Raw genomic sequence first — 514 nt, 5'->3', positions numbered from 1 at the left:
CGGCGCCAGCGGGTAGATGTCCTGCACATTGGACGCGCCACCCGGAACGGTGGCGACGATCCGGTCGATCGTCTCCTGGTCGAGGCTCACCAACGGCAGCATGGCCGGGGTGATGCGCCCACAGCCGGACTCGATGAGATTCGCCGGCACCTCGACTTCCCTGCCGCTGCCAACGGCAGCCGCCAGTGCCGCCAGGGTCGGCTGGCTGAACAGCACGCGCACGTCGGCGCTCAGACCGGCCTGGCGCATGCGTTCGATCAGGGTCACCGCCAATAGCGAATGACCGCCCAGTTCGAAGAAGTGATCGTGACGACCGATCTGCTCGACCTTGAGCACTTCAGCCCAGAGTTGGGCCAGGGTGGTTTCGATCTCGCCCTGCGGAGCTTCGTATTCATGGCTGGCATAGGCGTCCGCGTCCGGCGCCGGCAAGGCGCGACGGTCCAGCTTGCCGTTGGCGGTCAGCGGGAAGGACAGCAACACCACGAAGGCACTGGGCACCATGTACTCGGCCAGC

Annotated in this window: 1 protein-coding gene; it reads right to left on the bottom strand. The window is 66.3% G+C overall.

The window, feature by feature from the left end:
- Positions 1-514 (bottom strand): phosphopantetheine-binding protein (locus tag N005_RS03005; RefSeq protein ID WP_047699290.1); only part of this gene is annotated, 514 nt, incomplete at both ends.

It is taken from the genome of Pseudomonas mediterranea CFBP 5447, assembly GCF_000774145.1.
Taxonomy (GTDB): domain Bacteria; phylum Pseudomonadota; class Gammaproteobacteria; order Pseudomonadales; family Pseudomonadaceae; genus Aquipseudomonas; species Aquipseudomonas mediterranea.
This window is presented reverse-complemented; position numbering and strand designations above follow the sequence as displayed.